The following is a 17,983-nucleotide window of genomic DNA, read 5'->3' as shown; positions in this document are numbered from 1 at the left end:
CGCCGGATCCCGCACGGCAAGCCAATTCGGGCTGCTCACGGCTCCTCAGGTGAGTCCCGTCCAGGTGAGGACCGCGAGGAGGGCGGGCGCGGGACAGGCCAGGGCACCCAGCAGGAGCAGGCGGCTCTCCGGGGCCAGCCGGCGGACGCCGGGCGCGAAGGCGAGTGCGGTCAGCGCACCCACGGCGGCGGCGACGATCAGGGCGCACCAGAGCAGGAAGCCCCCGAGGGACGCCCCCTCCGTCACGGCCGACACGACCACCACGCCGACCAGGTACGCCAGCCAGGCACAGGACACCAGCGTCACTCCCCACAGCACGGCGGCCAGTGCGGCAACGCCGGTCCGGGCGCGGCGTGGCACCGGCGGGCAGGCGCCACTTGCACATGCGATCGGATTCACTGTCGTCCCCTTCCGTCCCCCAGTGACAACGGATCATGACCGCACCCCGCCCGACTCGGCATGAGTACGCGTACTCAACTCCCCGGAGCTCCTGCCTCGCGGCCGCTGTGACGCCAAGTCCGCCCCGAGCCGCCCGCGGTGGCCCCTGCGTCGCACTCGCCCGACGGGGACCGGGCGGCGGGTCCGGGCATCGGGGCGGGGACTGCGGTCACTCGCCCTGGGGCGCGGAGGATGGGGCTGGACATCTGCTGCATCAGCAGAAGCGGGGGCGTCGCGCGGACACGGCCTGCGGCGATCTCCTCCGTGAGCCACTGACCGATGCTGGCGAGCAGGCGGGGCAGGGAGTACCGGAGCACGGCCTGGACGTTCGCGTCGTGGGGGCGCGCGAGGGCTTGAGCCATCATGGCGGGCAGCACACGGGGTTCGCTCTCCAGGGCATCGGCCAGGAGCCGGTAGAGGCGGCGGACGGTGTCCTCGAAGCTCTTGCGCGGGGCCGCCAGAACGGCTTCGACGTCGAGGATGAAGACCACGTGCAGAAGTTCGTCCCGCCCGCCGAAGGCGGCGTGCAGGCTGTGCACCGAACACTGGGCCGAGGCCGCCACCCGTTCGAAGGTCACCGCGGACCACGAAGTGGGGGCGGTGGGAGGTGGCTCGCGCAGCTGATGCAACTGCGCCGACTCCGCCTCAGACGGCCGTCCTGGCCGTCCGTCCCTTTCCCCTTCCTGATCACGCCTCCGAGAAGACCTCTTCGGCGGACGGCACGGTGACGGCGCGGGCGAGCCAGCAGCGCAGGAGCTCGAGGTCGTCGCAAGCCGTGATCCGTTCACGGATCGCGTAGGGGACGTCGATGCCACGCGTCTCCAGGACCAGCAGGATGTCCTCGGCAGCCCCTCGGGTACGGCCTTCGTCACGGATCTCTTCGGAGAGGTACGACTTGTAGAAGGAGAGGTCCGCGGCCACCAGGTTCCTCCAGAGTGCTGCGGCCCGGCGGTTGCCGCCGAGGCCTTGTGCGGTGAATTCGATGATCGTGTCGGCGACGGCTTCGGGCACGTCCTGCAGAGCTGTGGACAGGGCTTTCAGTATCCCATCGACGGCCGGTTCCTTCGCGTGGGCGATGGCTGACAGCGTGGCCAGTGCCAGGTCGGCGCGGGCATCGGCCGGATCGGTGATCACGGGCATGTTGTGCGGACCGACCACAAGCGGATACACCCTGAGCGCGGGCCATTGCCGAGGCCCGATGGGCACGGGCCGGGCGGCCCACTCGGCTGTGGACCGGTCCTGGCAGACGACCAGCAGCAGGGGCGGGATCCTGTACTTCGCGTAGAGAAAGGACAAGTAGTAAGCCCAGCTTGCTGGTTTGTCCCCGTCCTTCCCGCTCTGCGCTTCCACAGCCAGCAGGAAGGACTCCTCGCCCTCGGAGTCGAATCGCAGCAGCGTGTCGACACGGCGTTCGACGGTCCGCGCCTCGGTGAGATCGGTCGGCAGAACCGTGACGGCCGTGGGCGGGACGAACGGAAGTCCGAGGACCTCGGAGACGCCGGTGAACAGGCCGGGGTACTCCTGGAAGATGCGGTGCATCGCCTCGTGGGACGAGTTGACCATGCGGTTCCTTGCGCTTGGACGGATCTTCGAGGGCGGGCGGGTGATCAGGCCCGGCAGGTGCGACAGCGGCCGGGGGCGGGGGCGCGGAAGGCGCGGTCGCAGCCCTCGCAGCTCTGGAGCGGGTGACGCGCGGGCGGAGGGACGGCCGGGGCGCGGAACGGGAGCGGCGGGGGTAGCTGGGCGGTGAGGCGGTGGGCCAGGACGGCAGCGGGTCGCCGTAGTCCCTCCGGTGGGAGATCGGCGGTCAGGGCGTGGCGCACGGCCGCCGGACCCACCTCACGTTCCAGCCAGGCGGCGACGCCCGGGGCCAGGTGGGCCGTGTCGCAGGCGGAGAGCAGGAGGCGGGAGTCGTGGCGGCGGAGGTCCGCGAGGAGGTCGGTGGCCGCCTTGAGGAGTGCAGGGGCGGGATACGCGGGGCGGGGGACGGCGGGAAGCGGCTTGCGGGGAGCGCGCTTCTCGCGCGACCCGCCCGTCTCGCGCGCCGCCTGCTTCTCGCACTGCTCCTGCTCCGGCGCTGCCGTCACCGGGCGGTCCGGTGCGTCGGGCACGGTGTGGGGCGGTTCGTCGTGGTGACGGCGGCCCGCGGGCGGCTGGTTGCAGGAGATCGTGCGGGTGACGATACGGCCGCCGGGGGCGCGTTCGCGGGGGCGGCGGAGGTAGCCGTGGGCCTCCAACTCCCGTAGGGCGGCGGCGATACGGGTGGCCCCTTCGGGGAAGCGCACGGTGAGGGTCTTGATGTCGACGCGGGCGCCCTTCGGCAGCGACTGAAGGTGTACGCCGAGGCCGATCGCGAGGAGCGACAACTCGCGGTGCTGGGCGAGGTGGTTGCCGATCACCGTGAAGCGGGTGGTGTGGCGGGTGTTGTCGTGGACCAGGCCGCCTGTGTGGTGACCTCGGTTCGGGTGCCTGTCGCCCGCAATACGGGACTGGGCGTGCGGGGGCACGCTAGGGTTCTGGATACCCATCGGGAAGTTGCCTCTTCCTCGGTGGTCAGGCCCTCGCACTGGGATTGCCGTCCCGGCGGGGGCCGTCGCATGTCTGCGGTTGTCGTGCTGCGTTGGGCTGAGCGTAGAGCCGTCGGGGGCCATGAAATCCAGCCGAGCCGGGGATGTTCACCCTCCCGAGTGAGCGCGGGCCACGGGCGGGAGGGGTGGGGCTTGGTGGGGGTTCTTTCCCCCTCGTTCCTTTGCTTTCAGTCGTCGTAGCCACCGGAACTCGTGGGGGCGCGTTCCGGTCGCGGCAGGCGCAGTTCGGCCCAGATGATCTTGCGCGGGAAGCGGTCCTCGGTCACACCCCAGCGGTCGGCGAGGGCGTCCACGAGCAGCAGGCCCCGGCCGGACTCGGCGTCCGTGTCCGGCTCTTGGAGCTTCGGGCGACGGTCACCGCGCGTGTCGGTGACTTCGATACGGAGCGTGCTGCCGACCACGTAGAGCGTCAGGCGGAAGCTGCGGCCGGGAAGCCGGCCGTGCGTGGCCGCGTTCGCCGCCAGCTCGGCCACGACGTGGCTCGCCGCCTCGGCCGGGAACTCCCACCTGCGGAGCTGGTCGGCGGCGAGCAGCCGGGCCAGGCGGGCGCCCCGCGGGGTGGACGACAGGAGGACGCTGAAGTTTTGGGCGCGGGTGTCGAGTTGGGTCGTGGGCTCGGCAATTTCCTGATTCACATCACTCAGCGTGGCCGCGCAGGCTTACCGTGGCGAGTAATCAGGCTGTTGCGTAGGGTCACCGTCCACTGTTTGTCCGGTGCTGTCCAAGCTGTCGATGGCGTTCTTACGAGTACGGCACGGCACTACGGAAGGGCGCGCACATGTCGGTGGACGGTGAGGCAGTACGGACTCGGGTCGACTCCGAGGCGGCGGACGAGCCGGGGTGGGAGGTGGACCCGGACGACGACTGGGCGCTCGCCGTAGTGGCCACGGTGGGCCGACAGTTGAGACTGCGGCGGGAGGCGGCGGGGATGCGGGTCGCCGAGTTCGCCGCGGCGGTCGGATACGGCGACGACCTGGTCTACAAGATCGAGAGCGGCAAGCGGATTCCCCGGCCCGAGTATCTGGACGCGGCGGACGTGGCGCTGTGCGCGGGCGGACTCGTCTCGGCGATGCAGGAGGACCTGAAGAAGGTCCGGTACCCGAAGAAGGTTCGGGATCTCGCACAGTTGGAGGCACGGGCGGTTGAGCTTCAGCTCTATGACCCACTGCACGTCCACGGCTTGTTGCAAACACGCGAGAGTGCGCGCGCCCTCCTTACGATGCGGCGTCCCGCGTATTCAGCGGAAGAGGTCGAGCGGTTCATCGCCGCGCGCGTGGCCCGCAAGGCGATCTACGAGCGCGACCCGGCACCTGAACTCAGCTTCGTACTGGAGGAGTGGACCCTTCGGCGCCCACTAGGCGGGAGGGCGGTCCTGCGCGGACAACTTGAGCACTTGCTTGAGGCGGGGCAGTTGCCGAATGTCGAACTCCAGGTCATGCCAGTGGAACGCGAAGAGCATGCTGGAGTGGACGGCGGGATCGAGGTGCTGAAGTTCGAGGACGGCTCAGCAATCGGCCGTTCTCCGGTGGTGGCCAACGGCCGACCGGTCACGGAGCCGAGGCAGCTCCGTATTCTGGAACTCCGGTATGGCATCATCCGGGCGCAGGCGCTCACGCCTCGTGAGTCGGCTGCGTTCATCGAGCAACTGCTGGGGGAGACATGATGCGCACCACCTCGTCCGGGGAGGCCTCCAACCTGGCGTGGTTCAAGAGCAGCTACAGCAGCGGCAGCGAGGGTGACTCCTGCGTCGAGATCGCCACCGCGTCCAACACTGTCCGCGTCCGCGACTCGAAGCACATCGAAGGCCCCCGGCTCATGCTGACGCCGAGGGCTTGGGCTCACTTCGTTTCGTACGCCTCCGAAGACTGACGATTACTCGACCTCGGCCCCCGGTACGTCCACCTCGCCGCCCAGGGAGCGGGCGATGGCGGTGAACTCGTTGAGGGCGGACTGGAGGTCGCGGTCGCTCTCCTCAGCGAGCGTCTCGGCCACAACCCACTCGACCGACTGCACTCCGTACTCGCGCAGCGCGGTGTCTCGCCCGAAGCGCTCGCCGAAGTCTGCGAGGCGGACCCCAAGACGGTGAGCCAGCGGCTAGGAGCGTGGGTCGGTAACGAGCAAGCCGTCGAGGGTTGGTGGTCGGCTCCCTGGCGGTCTGGGGTTGTCGGCGGTGTCGGGGCGGGTGCGGGGTGTGGTTGCTGTGGATGGAAGATCACGACCAGGAGGCGGCGTCGGGCTCAATCGCCTGATCGACTGCCAAGATCCGCGGACAGCGCCGCGTAGATGTACTCGCTGCCCCAGCGATCCCCGTCGAGGTCGTTCTCGACCAGGTGCGCCTCCCGGCGCATCCCGAGGCGCTCACAGACCCGCACAGACCCGGTGTTCTCCACATCCAGCCGTGCGTAGAGCCGGTGCACGCCCAGCGTGTCGAAGGCAAACCCGGCCAGCGCCGCGGCCGCCTCGGTCGCATAGCCGTGCCCCTGGTGACCTGGGTCGAGAGTCCAGCCGATCTCGGCCTGGGCGGCGCGGGCATCGGCCAGGGTGAGGCTCACCTCGCCAAGGACGCCGGGCTCATCGCGTCGGCAGACAGCGAGCGCCAGCTTGTCCCCGTCGGCGCGCCAAGCCGTCTGCGCCGCGCGCTCGGCGGCAACCTGCTCGCTGCGCTCACGCGTGTGCGCCGGCCGGTACAAGTAGCGCGCCACGCTCGGCAGGCTCTGGTAGGCGTACAGGTCGTCGGCGTCGCCGGGAGTGAACAGACGCAGCGACAACCGGGCCGTGGTCAAGGGCAGCAGCGAGGCGACGTCCATGCGGACCTCCGGGACGCGGATGTGGATCAGGTTGCGGACTGATTTTCGCATCACGACTGCCCGGCAGCCACGCCTTTTCAAGAGCAGCGCCCGGCAGCCGCACTTCACCACGAGGCGCGGCATTCCAGGAGTTGTTTACTGACCCACGCTCCTAGGTGGGCGGGTTCCACACCCACGGCATCGCTTCCGCGCCACCTGCCACCTGCCACCTGCGTGGAAGGTGCTCACCTGAGGGACTCAAGAAGCTCGGCGGCGACTTCCGCTCCGCCCTGCCGGCGAGCGCCGTCCGCTGCTGAGGCGGGACACCCGCGTGTGGTGGGGCAGGTGCCGCCCCACCACCGAAAGCACAGCCCGCGGGGGCTAGAACTTGAAGCCGCTGATCATCCCCGCGATGTTAGTGGTGAGTTCGCTGATCGTGGGCGCTACCGTGGACGACGCCAGGTAGAAGCCCAGGAGCATGCACACGATCGCGTGACCCGCCTTGAGGCCCGACTTCTTGATCAACAAGAAGACGATGATCACCAGCAGCAGCACCGCCGAAATCGAAAGTGCCACGGCGGCTCACCTCCAAAGTTCCCGGGACGCGGGGGGTGTCGGGGGTATCGGGGGTCGTCGGACGATGGGGGCAGATAAATCCACACAGCAGGCAGCAGGTTCATACCCACTATGCGCTAACGATCATAACTTTCCGCACGCGCGCATCGGTCGGCGCACGGCCGCACAAGGGGGCGCATGGCCAATATGGTCATGGCATGACGACCGAGCCTGTCTCCTTCCCCCGACGGCACGCGCGCACCCAGCGGTTCACGCTCGGCGCGCCGCGTGCGTTCACCGTGGCCCCCGACGCCTCCCATGTCGTGTTCCTGCGCTCCGGATCCGGCACAGACCGGGCCAACTCCCTCTGGGTGCTCGACCTTGGTGGCAATGCGGAGCGGGTGGCCGCCGACCCGCGCGCCCTCCTCGCCGGCGCCTCCGAGGACCTCTCGGCCGAGGAACGGGCACGCCGTGAACGCAGTCGCGAGGGCGGTGCCGGCATCGTCGGCTACGCCACCGACACCGCCGCGGAGTTGGCGTCTTTCGCCTTGTCAGGGCGGCTTTTCACCGCCGAGTTGCGGGCGGGTACGGCACGTGAACTGCCCGTTCCCGGACCGGTGATCGACCCCCGCCCCTCTCCCGACGGACGGCACGTCGCCTACGTCACCGCCGGGGCCCTGCGGGTGGTCGGTGCCGAGGGCGACGGTGACCGGGCGCTCGCCGAACCGGAGTCCGAGGGTGTCGTCTACGGCCTCGCGGAGTTCGTCGCGGCCGAGGAGATGCAGCGTTCGCGCGGCTTCTGGTGGGCGCCGGAGTCGGACCGGCTGCTCGTGGCGCGCGCGGACGACACGCCGGTGCGGCGGTGGTGGATCTCCGACCCGGCGCATCCCGAGCGAAAGCCGGGCCGCGTCGCCTACCCGGCCGCCGGCACCCCCAACGCGGACGTACAGTTGTTCGTGTTCGGTCTGGACGGGGCCCGCACGGAGGTCCTCTGGGACCGGTCCCGCTACCCGTATCTGGCTCATGTGCACTGGTCAGCGGCGGGGGCGCCACTGCTCCTCGTGCAGGCTCGCGACCAGCGAAGCCAGCTGTACCTGGCGGTGGACCCGGAGTCCGGGGCGACCCGCATGGTGCACGCCGACGAGGATCAGGATTGGCTTGATCTTTTCCCTGGGGTGCCGTGCTGGTCCCCCTCGGGGCAGCTCGTGCGTGTCGCCGACGAGGGCGGCGCGCGGGTGCTGGCGGTCGGCGAACGACCGCTCACCGGGGCACAGTTGCATGTGCGGGCGGTACTGGACGTGTCGGACGACGACGTGCTGGTCTCCGCCTCGGCGGGCGAGGAGGCGGCCGAGCCGGAGACCGGCGAGACGCACGTCTACCGCGTCAACGAACTCGGCGTGGAGCGCGTGAGCCAGGAGCCCGGTGTGCACACCGCGGTGCGCGCCGGGGACGTGGCCGTCCTCGTCTCCGCCACGCTCGACCGGCCGGGCGCCCGGGTACGGGTGGTGCGCGAGGGCCGGACGGTGGCCACCATCCGCTCCCATGCCGAAGACCCCGGTTTGTCCCCGCGCGTGGCCCTCACCCAGGGGGGCGCACGCCGAATCCCGTGCGCCGTGCTTATGCCTACGGACTACCCCCGTGACACTGCCGGCTCCGCTCCCCTGCCCGTCCTCCTGGACCCCTACGGCGGCCCGCACGGCTCCCGCGTGGTGGCCGCGCACAACGCGCACCTCACCTCCCAGTGGTTCGCCGACCAGGGCTTCGCGGTGGTCGTCGCCGACGGCCGCGGCACCCCGGGCCGCTCCCCCGCCTGGGAGAAGGCCGTCCACCACGACTTCACGGTCACCCTCGACGACCAGATCGAGGCCCTGCGGGACCTCGCCAGGACGTATCCGCTCGACCTCGGCCGGGTCGCGATCCGCGGCTGGTCCTACGGCGGCTACCTGGCCGCCCTGGCCGTGCTGCGCCGCCCGGACGTCTTCCACGCGGGCATCGCGGGCGCCCCGGTCACCGACTGGCGCCTGTACGACACCCATTACACCGAGCGGTACCTGGGCCACCCGGACCAGGTACCGCAGGTGTACGCCCACAGCTCCCTGGTCACCGACGACGGGCTGTCCTCGCCCGCCGAGCCGCACCGGCCGCTGATGATCGTGCACGGCATGGCCGACGACAACGTGGTGGTCGCCCACGCCCTGCGGCTGTCCTCCGCCCTGCTCGCCGCGGGGCGCCCGCACGAGGTGCTGCCGCTGTCCGGGGTCACCCACATGACTCCGCAGGAGCAGGTCGCCGAGAACCTGCTGCTGCTCCAGGTGGACTTCCTCAAGCGCTCCCTGGGACTCGGCTGAACGCCCCGGCCCGGCGCCCCCACGGCGCCCTCTCACGGGCCGTGAGGGCGCCGGGCCGCCGACGGGGTCACGGCGCCCTGGTGCCGCTGCCCCGTCCGTCGGTGTCCCGCTCCTCCGGCGGCACCACCTGGAGCTCCGCCGCGTAGTGGCACGCCGAGTCGTGCACGGCCGGCCCGGTGTCGTGCCGGAACTCCTCGGGCACCGCCAGCTCCGGCACCTCCAGCGTGCAGCGTTCCCGCGCCTTCCAGCAGCGGGTGCGGAAGCGGCAGCCGGAGGGGATGGCCGTCGGCGACGGCACGTCCCCCGAGAGGATGATCCGCTCCCGGCGCTCCCGTGCCCCCGGGTCCGGCACGGGCACGGCGGACAGCAGCGCCTGGGTGTAGGGGTGCGTGGGGTGGTCGTAGATCTGCTCGTCGGTGCCGATCTCGACGATCCGCCCGAGGTACATGACCCCCACCCGGTCGGAGATGTGCCGCACGATCGACAGGTCGTGCGCGATGAAGACGTACGACAGGTCGAACTCGTGCTGAAGCCGCTCCATCAGGTTGATCACCTGGGCCTGCACCGAGACGTCGAGCGCGGAGACCGGCTCGTCGGCGACGATGATCTCGGGCCGCAGCGCCAACCCCCGTGCGATGCCGATGCGCTGGCGCTGACCGCCGGAGAACTGGTGCGGGTAGCGGTTGACGTACTCAGGGTTGAGGCCGACGACGTCCAGCAGCTCCTGGACCCTCCTTCTCCGGTCGCCCTTGGGCACCGCCTCGGGGTGGATCTCGTACGGCTCCCCGATGATGTCGCCCACCGTCATACGGGGGTTGAGCGAGGTGTACGGGTCCTGGAACACCATCTGGATGTTGCGGCGCACCGCCTTCAGCGCCCGGCCGGACAGCCGGGTGATGTCCTCGCCCCGGTAGCGGATCTCGCCCGCGGTGGGCCGCTCCAGGTTGCACAGCAGCTTCGCGACCGTCGACTTGCCGCAGCCGGACTCGCCCACGATGCCGAGCGTTTCGCCCCGGCCCAGGGTGAAGTCGACGCCGTCGACCGCCTTGACCGCCCCGACCTGCTTCCTGAACAGCACGCCCCGGGTGAGCGGGTAGTGCTTGACGAGCCCGCTGACCTCCAGGATCGGCTCGGCGGTCCGCTCAGCCGTCTGCTCTGCCATCCAGGCACTCCCTCCAGAAGTGGCAGGCGCTGACGCGGCTTTCGGAGACCTCGTACAGGGGCGGTACCTCCGTGCGGCACACGTCCCGGGCCATCGGGCAGCGCGGGTGGAAGGCGCAACCGGGCGGGATCGCCAGAAGGTTGGGCGGCAGGCCCTTGATGGCGTAGAGCTCCCGGCCCTTGTGGTCCAGGCGCGGGATCGAGTCCAGCAGACCCCTGGTGTACGGGTGGGCGGGCGCCTTGTAGATGTCGTGCACCGGCGCGGACTCCACGATCCGGCCCGCGTACATCACCGCGATCCGGTCGGCGACGTCCGCGACCACGCCCAGGTCGTGGGTGATGAGCACGAGCCCCATGCGGTACTCGCGCCGGAGCTCGGCGAGCAGGTCCATCACCTGGGCCTGGACGGTCACGTCGAGGGCCGTGGTCGGCTCGTCGGCGATGATGAGCGCCGGTTCCAGGGCCAGCGCCATCGCGATCATGATGCGCTGGCGCATACCGCCGGAGAACTGGTGCGGGTAGTCGCCGACGCGCTGCCGGGCGGCCGGGATGCGCACCCGGTCCATCAGTTCCACGGCCCTGGCGCGCGCGTCCTTGCGGGACATGCCCCGGTGCACGACGAACATCTCGCCGAGCTGGTCGCCCACGGTCAGCACCGGGTTCAGCGCGGACAGCGAGTCCTGGAAGATCATCGCCATCTCGGCGCCCCGGATCCGCCGCCGTTCGTCCTCCTTCAGTTCCAGCAGGTCCCTGCCGCGGAAGAGGATCCGCCCGCCGCTGATCCGGCCGGGCGGCACGTCGAGGATGCCCATGACCGCCTGCGCGGTCACGGACTTGCCGGAGCCGGACTCCCCGAGCACGGCGAGCGTCTCGCCCGCCTCCACCTCGTAGCCGACTCCGTTGACGGCGTGGACGATTCCGTCCCGGGTCCGGAACTCCACGTGCAGATCGCGGACTTCGAGCAGCATGGCGCCGTCACCTCAGCTTCGGGTCGAGGGCGTCGCGCACCGCGTCGCCGAGCATGATGAAGGCCAGGACCGTGATCGCCAGCGCCCCGGCGGGCCACAGCAGCGCGTGCGGGGCGTTGCGGACGTAGGGCGAGGCGGCGGAGATGTCGATGCCCCAGGAGACGCTGGGCGGCTTCAGCCCGACCCCGAGGTAGGACAGGGTGGCCTCGAGGGCGATGTAGGTGCCGAGCGCGATGGTGGCGACGACGATCACCGGGGCGACGGCGTTGGGCGCGATGTGCCGCAGCAGGATGCGGGAGTTGGAGGCGCCCAGGGCGCGGGCGGCCTGGACGTAGTCGAGCTGTTTGGCGGTGATGACGGAGCCGCGCGCGATCCGGGCGACCTGCGGCCAGCCGAGCAGCACGATGAACCCGACGACCGGCCAGACGGTGCTGCTCGGGACGACGGACAGCAGGACGAGACCGCCGAGGACGACGGGGATGGCGAAGAAGACGTCGGTGGCCCGCGACAGCACGGCGTCCCCGGCGCCGCCGAAGAATCCGGCGAGCGCGCCCAGCACCGAGCCGAGGAGCGCCACCCCGAGCGTGGCGCACACGCCGACCGTGACGGACGCGCGGGCCCCGTAGACGGTGCGCGTGTAGACGTCGCAGCCCTGGCCGTCTAAGCCGAAGGGGTGGCCGGGCGCGGACCCGTCCTGGGCGCGGGCCAGATCGCACGTGAGCGGATTGCCGGAGGTGATCAGGGACGGCCGGATCGCGATGAGGACCAGGAAGCAGATCACCAGCGCGGAGAGCAGGAAGACCGGGTTGCGGCGCAGGTCGCGCCAGGCGTCGGACCACAGGGAGCGGGGCCTGCCCGCCGGCCCGCCCGGTGCCTGCTCCAGCGTCGTCGCCTCGCTCGCCGCGAGGTCCATCGCGCCGCCCATGCCGGTCCCGGCGATGGCGCGCTCCGGCTCCCGCGGCTGCTCAGGCATAGCGGATCCTCGGGTCGAGTACGGCGTAGAGCAGGTCCACGAGCAGGTTGGCGACCAGGAAGACCAGGACGAGGACCGTCACGAAGCCGACGACGGTCTGGGTGTTCTGCCGCAGGATGCCCTGGTAGAGCTGGTAGCCGACGCCGTGGATGTTGAAGATCCGCTCGGTGACGATGGCGCCGCCCATCAGCGCGCCGATGTCGGTGCCGATGAAGGTGACCACGGGGATCAGGGAGTTGCGCAGCAGGTGCCGGACGACGACCCGGCGCCGGGGCACTCCCTTGGCGACGGCCGTGCGCACATAGTCCGCGCGCCGGTTCTCGGCGATGGAGGTACGGGTCAGCCGGGTGACGTAGGCGAGGGAGACGGAGGCGAGGACCAGGCCGGGCACGATCAGCTCGCCGAAGGCCGCCGCCGGGGACACCGAAGGCCTGATCCAGCCCCACTTGACGCCGAAGAGCAGTTGCAGCAGGAGGCCGGTGACGAAGGTGGGGACGGAGATGACGACCAGGGTGAGGACCAGGACCGAGGTGTCGACGGGCCGGCCGCGGCGCAGCCCGGTCAGCACGCCCAGGGTGATGCCGACGACGATCTCGAAGAGGATCGCGACGATGGTCAGCCGGATGGTGACGGGGAACGCCGACGCCATCAGCTGGGTGACGGGCTGTCCGTTGAAGGCGGTGCCGAAGTCGCCGGTGAAGACGTTGCCCATGTAGGTCGCGTACTGCTGCCACAGCGGCTTGTCGAGGCCGAACTCCCGTCTGAGCTGGGCGGCGGTCGCGGTGTCGCAGGCGCGCTCCCCGCACAGCCCGGCGATGGGGTCGCCCATCACGTTCACCATCAGGAAGATCAGCATGGTGGCCCCGAAGAACACCGGGATCATCTGGAGCAGCCGTCTGGCGACATAGCGTCCCATGCGGATCAGCCGACCCTGATCTCGTCGTAGACGGGGACGCTGAACGGGTTGAGCGTCACGTCGTGCAGCCGGTCGGAGTAGCCTGCGCTGCCGTTCTGGTACCACAGCGGGATGGCGGCCATGTTGTCCCGTACGACGCCCTCGGCCTGCTGGAAGAGCCGGATCGCCCGGGGCCGGTCGGTCTCGGCGTTCGCCTGGTCGACAAGGTGGTCGAATCGCTGGTTGGACCACTTGCCGTCGTTGGATGACGCATTCGTGTAGTACAGCGGCTGGAGGAAGTTCTGGATCAGCGGGTAGTCCATCTGCCAGCCGGCCCGGAAGGGTCCGGTCATCCGGTGCCCGCTGATCTGGTTGCGGAAGTCGGCGAAGGTGCCGACCGGGTTGCCCACGCACGCCCGGTCGTTGCCGAGCACGTTGTTGATGGAGTTGCACACGGCGTCCACCCACTGCTTGTGCGAGCCCGTGTCCGCGTTGTACGTGATCCTCACCTGGCCGCCGGGGAGTCCGCCGCCCTCCTGGACCAGCTTCCTGGCCCCGGCGGGGTCGTAGTCGCAGGCGTGGCCGCACAGGTCCGGCTTGAAGCCGCCGTCCGTGCCGAGGACGGGTGAGGTCCAGTCGGTGGCCGGGGTGCGGGTGCGCCGGAAGATGGTCTCGGTGATCTGCTTGCGGTTGATCGCCATGGACAGGCCGGTGCGGACCTTGCGCGCCCCGCCGGTGTTCCACTTCGGGTCGTAGAACGGGAAGGCGATCGTCTGCAGGATGCCGGCCGGGCTGTTGATGTAGCGGCCGGCCAGGTCGGTCCGCACGTTCTTCAACTGCCCGGCGGGGATGTCGTCGACCAGGTCGAGATTGCCGCCCAGCACGTCGGTGTACGCGGTGTTGCTGTCGGTGTAGACCACCAGGGTCACGCCGTCGTTGCGCGCCTTGTCCGGGCCCGGGTAGCCGTCCCACTTCCTGAGCGTCATCTGCGCGCCCCTGGTGTACGACTCGATGGTGTACGGGCCGTTGCCGACGGGCGTGTCCAGCCAGGCGGCGTGGTGGGTGAAGAAGGTGCGGGGCAGCGGGACGAAGGCGGCGTAGCCGAGGGTGTCGGGGAAGGTGGAGAACTTCTGGCCGAGGGTGACGGTGAAGGTGCGCGGGCCGGTGACCTTCAGACCGGAGAGGGTGTCGGCGCTCTGCCTGCCGCTCTCGGGGTGGACCTTGTCGTAGCCCTCGATGTAGCCGAAGAAGTAGGCGTTCTTCTGGTTGTTCCGCAGGCTCGCGCCGTAGTTCCAGGCGTCGACGAAGGAACGGGCGGTGACGGGTTCGCCGTTGCTGAACCTCCAGCCGTTCTTGACGGTGATGGTGAAGTGCTGCGAATCGGTGGTCTCGATGCGCTCGGCGAGCATGTTCTCGGCCTTGGCGGTCCTCGGGTTGTACCGCTTCAACCCGCGGAAGATCATGTCGAGCACCTTGCCGCCCTGCACCTCGTTGGTGTTGGACGGCTCCAGCGGGTTCTGCGGGTCACCCCAGGACGCGGTCAGTGCCTTGGCACCGACGCCTGCTCCCCCGCCCCCGCAGGCCGCGAGGACGAGCACGGCCGCCATCGCACCCGCGGCGGCCCACCTGGGGCCTCGAAAGGCCCTGGTGCGCGCGACTCCACGCATGGGTGCCTCCTCGGGACGCGGTGACCTGAGACATATCAGCACATGAGCCGCACATCACACGGTCGCCGCACCGGACACCCCCGCCGGACGGGTGGCAGGGATCCGCGGAGGACCGGCGGTCAGCCGGCGGCCGGGTACGGGTCCGTCGCGAGTCGCGCGTGGAGGTGGGTGTCGTAGTACGTGCCCGGCTCACCGGCGGCGGGCAGGAAGCCGCGCAGCACGCCCTCGTAGGCGAAGCCGCAGCGGTCGGCGACCCGGCAGGAGGCAGTGTTGCCGACGGCGTGCCCCAGATCGATACGGTGCAGGCCGAGCTGTTCGAAGCCCCAGCGGACGCACAGCTCGACGGCCCGGGTCACCGTGCCGCGGCCGCGTGCCTCGGGCAGGAGCCAGTATCCGACGCCGCCGTGGCCCATGCGGAGCTCTATCTGGTGCAGTTCCACGCTGCCGAGCACCTCGTCGGTGGCGGCGTCGGTGACGCAGTACGGCGCGTGCCTGCCACGTTCCCAGTGCTCGATGCGTTGGGCGACGTAGGCCAGCGCTTCGGCCTCGTCCATGGGGCCGGCCTGCATGGAGGACCAACGCAGCGACTCGGGATCGTTCAGGCCCTTCAGCACGGCGGGCACGTCGTCCTCACGCCAGGCCCGCAGGCGCAGGCCGAAGCCGTCGAGTTCCGTGTACGGCAGGGCGTTCGCCGCCGTGGTCTCCGTCATGGGGTGCTCCTTGGGGGCAGTAGGGTGCCGGTCCGCCCGGCGCGGGATCGCTCGGCAGGCGGGCGTCGCTCGGTGTCACTGGTGTTCGCCGGGCGGTCCGGGGTCCGCTGCGTCCGGTGGGGCGTCGGTGGGCTCACCCGTCGCCTCCGGGCGGGCCACCAGCTCGACTTCGAAGCCGTCGGTGTTCTCCAGGTAGGCGGCGTAGTGCCCGGGGCCGCCCGCGTACGGGTGGCGGTCGGCGAACATCAGCGTCCAGCCGTGCCCGGGTGCCTCGGTGACCAGGGCGTCGAGCTCGCACCGGGTGGGCACGTGGAACGCCAGGTGGTTGAGGCCGGGGCGGAGCCGGTCGTGCCGGTCGCCGCGCAGGGCCGGGGACCGCTCGATCACGAGGTAGGTGTCGCCGGACCGCCAGCTCACCCCTGCCGGCCAGTCCTGGTACGGCGACCAGCCGAGCCGTTCGAGGAGCCAGCCCCAGCAGGCGCGGGCGCGCTCCAGGTCCGCCACCCAGAGCTCGATGTGGTGCAATGTCACCCAGCCGCTCCCCTCCTCCGCCGTCCCGTGACGTCACCCCGTGACCTCGCCCGCCGATCAGGAAACGGCCTGCTGATACGCCTGGTTCCCGGCACCGTCCTGCGGTACCGGGAACCAGTCGGGGATCAGGCTGTTCCGCTCAGCGGGTCACGCCGCGCCGACGACGTCCTTCTCCTCGGCGAAGTGGCAGGCCGACTCGTGGGCCGCCGGGGAGTCCGAGCCCTTGAAGCGCTCGGGCACGGCGAGCAGCGGGATCTCCTCGGCGCACTTGTCCTGCGCCTTCCAGCAGCGGGTGCGGAAGCGGCAGCCCGAGGGCGGGTTGGCCGGGGACGGCACGTCGCCGGCCAGGATGATCCGCTCCCGGTGCTCGCGGGCGTCCGGGTCCGGCACCGGAACCGCCGACAGCAGCGCCTGGGTGTAGGGGTGCGTCGGGTGCTCGTAGATCTGCTCGTCGCTGCCGATCTCCGCCATCTTGCCGAGGTACATCACGCCCACGCGGTCCGAGATGTGCCGGACGATCGACAGGTCGTGCGCGATGAAGACGTAGGAGAGGTTGAACTCGTCCTGGAGGCGCTCCATCAGGTTGATGACCTGCGCCTGGACGGACACGTCCAGGGCCGAGACCGGCTCGTCGCAGATGATGACCTCGGGGTTGAGCGCGAGGCCGCGGGCGATGCCGATGCGCTGGCGCTGACCGCCGGAGAACTGGTGCGGGTAGCGGTTGATGTACTCCGGGTTGAGACCGACGACGTCCAGCAGCTCCTGCACCTTGCGGCGCCGGTCGCCCTTGGGGGCCACCTCGGGGTGGATGTCGAAGGGCTCGCCGATGATGTCGCCCACCGTCATACGGGGGTTGAGCGAGGTGTACGGGTCCTGGAACACCATCTGGATGTTGCGGCGCACCGCCTTCAGCGCGCGCCCGGACAGCCGGGTGATGTCCTGGCCCTTGTAGAAGATCTCGCCGGCGGTCGCCTGCTCCAGGTTCATCAGGAGCTTGGCGACGGTGGACTTGCCGCAGCCGGACTCTCCCACGATGCCCAGGGTCTCGCCCTGGTACAGGTCGAAGGAGATGCCGTCGACGGCCTTGACCGCGCCGATCTGCTTCTTGAACAGGATGCCCTGGGTCAGCGGGAAGTGCTTGACCAGGTTGCGGACCTGGAGGATCGGCTCGCCGCGCTCGACGGGCGCGTCGATCGCCGCGACCGCCTCCTCCTCGGAGGCCGCGTCGACGGTGTCCACCTCGGAGACGTTCGGCGTGGCGTCGTCCTGCGGCTCGTTGTCCTTCGCGAGCTTCGTGGGCTCAGCCATGGATCGTCTCCTTCCAGAAGTGGCATGCGGAGCGGCGGCCCGGCAGCTCCGTGCCGTCGCGCTCGGTCACCGGCACCAGCGGCGGTGCGTCGGTGCGGCAGACGTCCTGAGCCATGCTGCAGCGCGGGTTGAACGCGCAGCCCGGCGGGATCGCCTGGAGGTTGGGCGGCAGGCCCTTGATGGCGTACAGCTCCTGGCCCTTGTGGTCCAGGCGCGGGATCGAGTCCAGCAGGCCCTTGGTGTACGGGTGCGCGGGGCGCTTGTACAGCTCGTGCACCGGCGCGGTCTCGACGATCCGGCCCGCGTACATCACCGCGATCTTGTCGGCGACGTCCGCGACCACACCCAGGTCGTGGGTGATCAGGATCAGGCCCATGTTGTACTCGCGCTGAAGCTCCGCGAGCAGGTCCATCACCTGGGCCTGGACGGTCACGTCGAGAGCCGTGGTCGGCTCGTCGGCGATGATCAGGTCCGGCTCCAGGGCTAGGGCCATGGCGATCATGATGCGCTGGCGCATACCGCCGGAGAACTGGTGCGGGTAGTCGCCGACACGCTGGGCGGCGGCCGGGATGCGCACGCGGTCCATCAGCTCGATGGCCTTGGCCTTGGCGTCCTTCTTGGACATGCCCTGGTGGGCCCGGAACATCTCGCCGAGCTGGTAGCCCACCGACAGCACCGGGTTGAGCGAGGACAGCGCGTCCTGGAAGATCATCGCCATCTTGGCGCCGCGCAGCTTGCGCCGCTCGTTCTCCGGCAGGCGCAGGATGTCCTGGCCCTGGAAGAAGATCTCGCCCTTGGCGATCCGTCCGGGCGGGCTGTCCAGAATGCCCATGATCGCCTGCGCGGTGACGGACTTGCCGGAGCCCGACTCACCGAGCACGGCGAGCGTCTCGCCCGCCCTGACGCTGTAGTTGACGCCGTTGACCGCCTTGGTCACGGTGTCACGGACCTTGAACTCCACGTGCAGGTCGCGGACTTCGAGGAGCGGCGCGGTCCCGTCCGCCCCGGCGTTGCTGGGTGCCATCTCCAGGCTGGTCATGCCGTCACCTTCATCG

19 protein-coding genes are annotated in these 17,983 nt (G+C 70.3%); 3 read left to right on the top strand and 16 right to left on the bottom strand.

Annotated elements, in window-relative coordinates:
• Positions 1 to 45 precede the first annotated feature (45 nt).
• The 5 genes from OIE49_RS23205 to OIE49_RS23185 form a co-directional block, all read right to left on the bottom strand.
• Positions 46 to 360: a hypothetical protein gene (locus OIE49_RS23205; protein WP_326803962.1), complete on the bottom strand. Its 315-nt coding sequence runs from the start codon at positions 358 to 360 to the stop codon at positions 46 to 48.
• A 113-nt stretch (positions 361 to 473) separates the two neighbouring features.
• The gene (locus OIE49_RS23200; protein WP_326803961.1) at positions 474 to 1,016 is read right to left on the bottom strand and encodes a hypothetical protein; all 543 of its coding nucleotides are present in this window, start codon (positions 1,014 to 1,016) and stop codon (positions 474 to 476) included.
• Positions 1,017 to 1,125: 109 nt separating this feature from the next.
• The gene (locus OIE49_RS23195) at positions 1,126 to 2,001 is read right to left on the bottom strand and encodes a hypothetical protein (RefSeq protein ID WP_326803960.1); all 876 of its coding nucleotides are present in this window, start codon (positions 1,999 to 2,001) and stop codon (positions 1,126 to 1,128) included.
• Positions 2,002 to 2,045: 44 nt separating this feature from the next.
• Positions 2,046 to 2,966, bottom strand: a complete 921-nt coding sequence (locus OIE49_RS23190; protein ID WP_326803959.1) for a helix-turn-helix domain-containing protein — start codon at positions 2,964 to 2,966, stop codon at positions 2,046 to 2,048.
• 227 nt (positions 2,967 to 3,193) lie between these two features.
• Complete coding sequence (locus tag OIE49_RS23185; protein ID WP_326806309.1) at positions 3,194 to 3,670, bottom strand: ATP-binding protein; 477 nt, start codon at positions 3,668 to 3,670, stop codon at positions 3,194 to 3,196.
• A 134-nt stretch (positions 3,671 to 3,804) separates the two neighbouring features.
• Between OIE49_RS23185 and OIE49_RS23180 the strand changes: the two genes are divergently transcribed.
• Both OIE49_RS23180 and OIE49_RS23175 read left to right on the top strand, forming a co-directional pair.
• The gene (locus OIE49_RS23180; protein ID WP_326803958.1) at positions 3,805 to 4,689 is read left to right on the top strand and encodes a helix-turn-helix domain-containing protein; all 885 of its coding nucleotides are present in this window, start codon (positions 3,805 to 3,807) and stop codon (positions 4,687 to 4,689) included.
• Entirely contained in the window at positions 4,686 to 4,895 is a 210-nt protein-coding gene (locus OIE49_RS23175) for a DUF397 domain-containing protein (protein ID WP_326803957.1), read from the top strand. Before OIE49_RS23180 ends, OIE49_RS23175 begins: the two co-directional genes overlap by 4 nt.
• Positions 4,896 to 5,263: 368 nt before the next feature.
• Here OIE49_RS23175 and OIE49_RS23170 read toward each other — a convergent pair whose 3' ends face one another.
• Positions 5,264 to 5,833 (bottom strand): GNAT family N-acetyltransferase, encoded by a 570-nt coding sequence (locus tag OIE49_RS23170; protein ID WP_184985658.1) that lies wholly within the window; start codon positions 5,831 to 5,833, stop codon positions 5,264 to 5,266.
• A 360-nt stretch (positions 5,834 to 6,193) separates the two neighbouring features.
• Positions 6,194 to 6,388 carry a hypothetical protein gene (locus OIE49_RS23165; protein WP_100568236.1) on the bottom strand — a complete coding sequence of 65 codons (195 nt, stop codon included), beginning with the start codon at positions 6,386 to 6,388 and terminating at the stop codon, positions 6,194 to 6,196.
• Between the two features lie 197 nt (positions 6,389 to 6,585).
• Between OIE49_RS23165 and OIE49_RS23160 the strand changes: the two genes are divergently transcribed.
• Positions 6,586 to 8,715 carry a S9 family peptidase gene (locus OIE49_RS23160; protein WP_326803956.1) on the top strand — a complete coding sequence of 710 codons (2,130 nt, stop codon included), beginning with the start codon at positions 6,586 to 6,588 and terminating at the stop codon, positions 8,713 to 8,715.
• Positions 8,716 to 8,782: 67 nt separating this feature from the next.
• On the opposite strand, the gene OIE49_RS23155 is transcribed toward OIE49_RS23160, so the two are convergent.
• The 9 genes from OIE49_RS23155 to OIE49_RS23115 form a co-directional block, all read right to left on the bottom strand.
• Positions 8,783 to 9,877: an ABC transporter ATP-binding protein gene (locus OIE49_RS23155; protein WP_326803955.1), complete on the bottom strand. Its 1,095-nt coding sequence runs from the start codon at positions 9,875 to 9,877 to the stop codon at positions 8,783 to 8,785.
• Positions 9,858 to 10,844 (bottom strand): ABC transporter ATP-binding protein, encoded by a 987-nt coding sequence (locus OIE49_RS23150; RefSeq protein ID WP_326803954.1) that lies wholly within the window; start codon positions 10,842 to 10,844, stop codon positions 9,858 to 9,860. The genes OIE49_RS23155 and OIE49_RS23150 overlap by 20 nt, the downstream gene beginning before the upstream one ends.
• Before the next feature lie 7 nt (positions 10,845 to 10,851).
• Positions 10,852 to 11,817 (bottom strand): ABC transporter permease, encoded by a 966-nt coding sequence (locus OIE49_RS23145; RefSeq protein WP_326803953.1) that lies wholly within the window; start codon positions 11,815 to 11,817, stop codon positions 10,852 to 10,854.
• Entirely contained in the window at positions 11,810 to 12,733 is a 924-nt protein-coding gene (locus OIE49_RS23140; RefSeq protein ID WP_100568241.1) for an ABC transporter permease, read from the bottom strand. Before OIE49_RS23140 ends, OIE49_RS23145 begins: the two co-directional genes overlap by 8 nt.
• A 5-nt stretch (positions 12,734 to 12,738) precedes the next feature.
• Positions 12,739 to 14,379, bottom strand: a complete 1,641-nt coding sequence (locus OIE49_RS23135; RefSeq protein ID WP_401786193.1) for a peptide ABC transporter substrate-binding protein — start codon at positions 14,377 to 14,379, stop codon at positions 12,739 to 12,741.
• Between the two features lie 119 nt (positions 14,380 to 14,498).
• The gene (locus tag OIE49_RS23130; protein ID WP_326803952.1) at positions 14,499 to 15,089 is read right to left on the bottom strand and encodes a GNAT family N-acetyltransferase; all 591 of its coding nucleotides are present in this window, start codon (positions 15,087 to 15,089) and stop codon (positions 14,499 to 14,501) included.
• Positions 15,090 to 15,164: 75 nt separating this feature from the next.
• Positions 15,165 to 15,620: a VOC family protein gene (locus OIE49_RS23125; RefSeq protein ID WP_326803951.1), complete on the bottom strand. Its 456-nt coding sequence runs from the start codon at positions 15,618 to 15,620 to the stop codon at positions 15,165 to 15,167.
• Between the two features lie 147 nt (positions 15,621 to 15,767).
• Positions 15,768 to 16,928, bottom strand: coding sequence for an ABC transporter ATP-binding protein (locus OIE49_RS23120; RefSeq protein WP_326803950.1), 1,161 nt, complete (start codon positions 16,926 to 16,928; stop codon positions 15,768 to 15,770).
• Entirely contained in the window at positions 16,921 to 17,967 is a 1,047-nt protein-coding gene (locus OIE49_RS23115; protein WP_100568293.1) for an ABC transporter ATP-binding protein, read from the bottom strand. The genes OIE49_RS23120 and OIE49_RS23115 overlap by 8 nt, the downstream gene beginning before the upstream one ends.
• Positions 17,968 to 17,983: the final 16 nt, after the last annotated feature.

The organism is Streptomyces sp. NBC_01788 (assembly GCF_035917575.1).
In the GTDB taxonomy this organism is placed as follows: Bacteria; Actinomycetota; Actinomycetes; order Streptomycetales; family Streptomycetaceae; genus Streptomyces.
Note: the sequence above shows the minus strand (reverse complement) of the source record. Positions and strands in the feature narration are given on the sequence as shown.

Bases quoted from the DNA above. Each gene is read 5' to 3' on its own strand.
- OIE49_RS23195 (WP_326803960.1), bottom strand. From the start codon at position 2,001: ATGGTCAACTCGTCCCACGAGGCGATGCACCGCATCTTCCAGGAGTAC.
- OIE49_RS23190 (WP_326803959.1), bottom strand. From the start codon at position 2,966: ATGGGTATCCAGAACCCTAGCGTGCCCCCGCACGCCCAGTCCCGTATT.
- OIE49_RS23180 (WP_326803958.1), top strand. From the start codon at position 3,805: ATGTCGGTGGACGGTGAGGCAGTACGGACTCGGGTCGACTCCGAGGCG.
- OIE49_RS23175 (WP_326803957.1), top strand. From the start codon at position 4,686: ATGATGCGCACCACCTCGTCCGGGGAGGCCTCCAACCTGGCGTGGTTC.
- OIE49_RS23170 (WP_184985658.1), bottom strand. From the start codon at position 5,833: ATGGACGTCGCCTCGCTGCTGCCCTTGACCACGGCCCGGTTGTCGCTG.
- OIE49_RS23160 (WP_326803956.1), top strand. From the start codon at position 6,586: ATGACGACCGAGCCTGTCTCCTTCCCCCGACGGCACGCGCGCACCCAG.
- OIE49_RS23155 (WP_326803955.1), bottom strand. From the start codon at position 9,877: ATGGCAGAGCAGACGGCTGAGCGGACCGCCGAGCCGATCCTGGAGGTC.
- OIE49_RS23150 (WP_326803954.1), bottom strand. From the start codon at position 10,844: ATGCTGCTCGAAGTCCGCGATCTGCACGTGGAGTTCCGGACCCGGGAC.
- OIE49_RS23145 (WP_326803953.1), bottom strand. From the start codon at position 11,817: ATGCCTGAGCAGCCGCGGGAGCCGGAGCGCGCCATCGCCGGGACCGGC.
- OIE49_RS23140 (WP_100568241.1), bottom strand. From the start codon at position 12,733: ATGGGACGCTATGTCGCCAGACGGCTGCTCCAGATGATCCCGGTGTTC.
- OIE49_RS23135 (WP_401786193.1), bottom strand. From the start codon at position 14,379: ATGCGTGGAGTCGCGCGCACCAGGGCCTTTCGAGGCCCCAGGTGGGCC.
- OIE49_RS23130 (WP_326803952.1), bottom strand. From the start codon at position 15,089: ATGACGGAGACCACGGCGGCGAACGCCCTGCCGTACACGGAACTCGAC.
- OIE49_RS23120 (WP_326803950.1), bottom strand. From the start codon at position 16,928: ATGGCTGAGCCCACGAAGCTCGCGAAGGACAACGAGCCGCAGGACGAC.
- OIE49_RS23115 (WP_100568293.1), bottom strand. From the start codon at position 17,967: ATGACCAGCCTGGAGATGGCACCCAGCAACGCCGGGGCGGACGGGACC.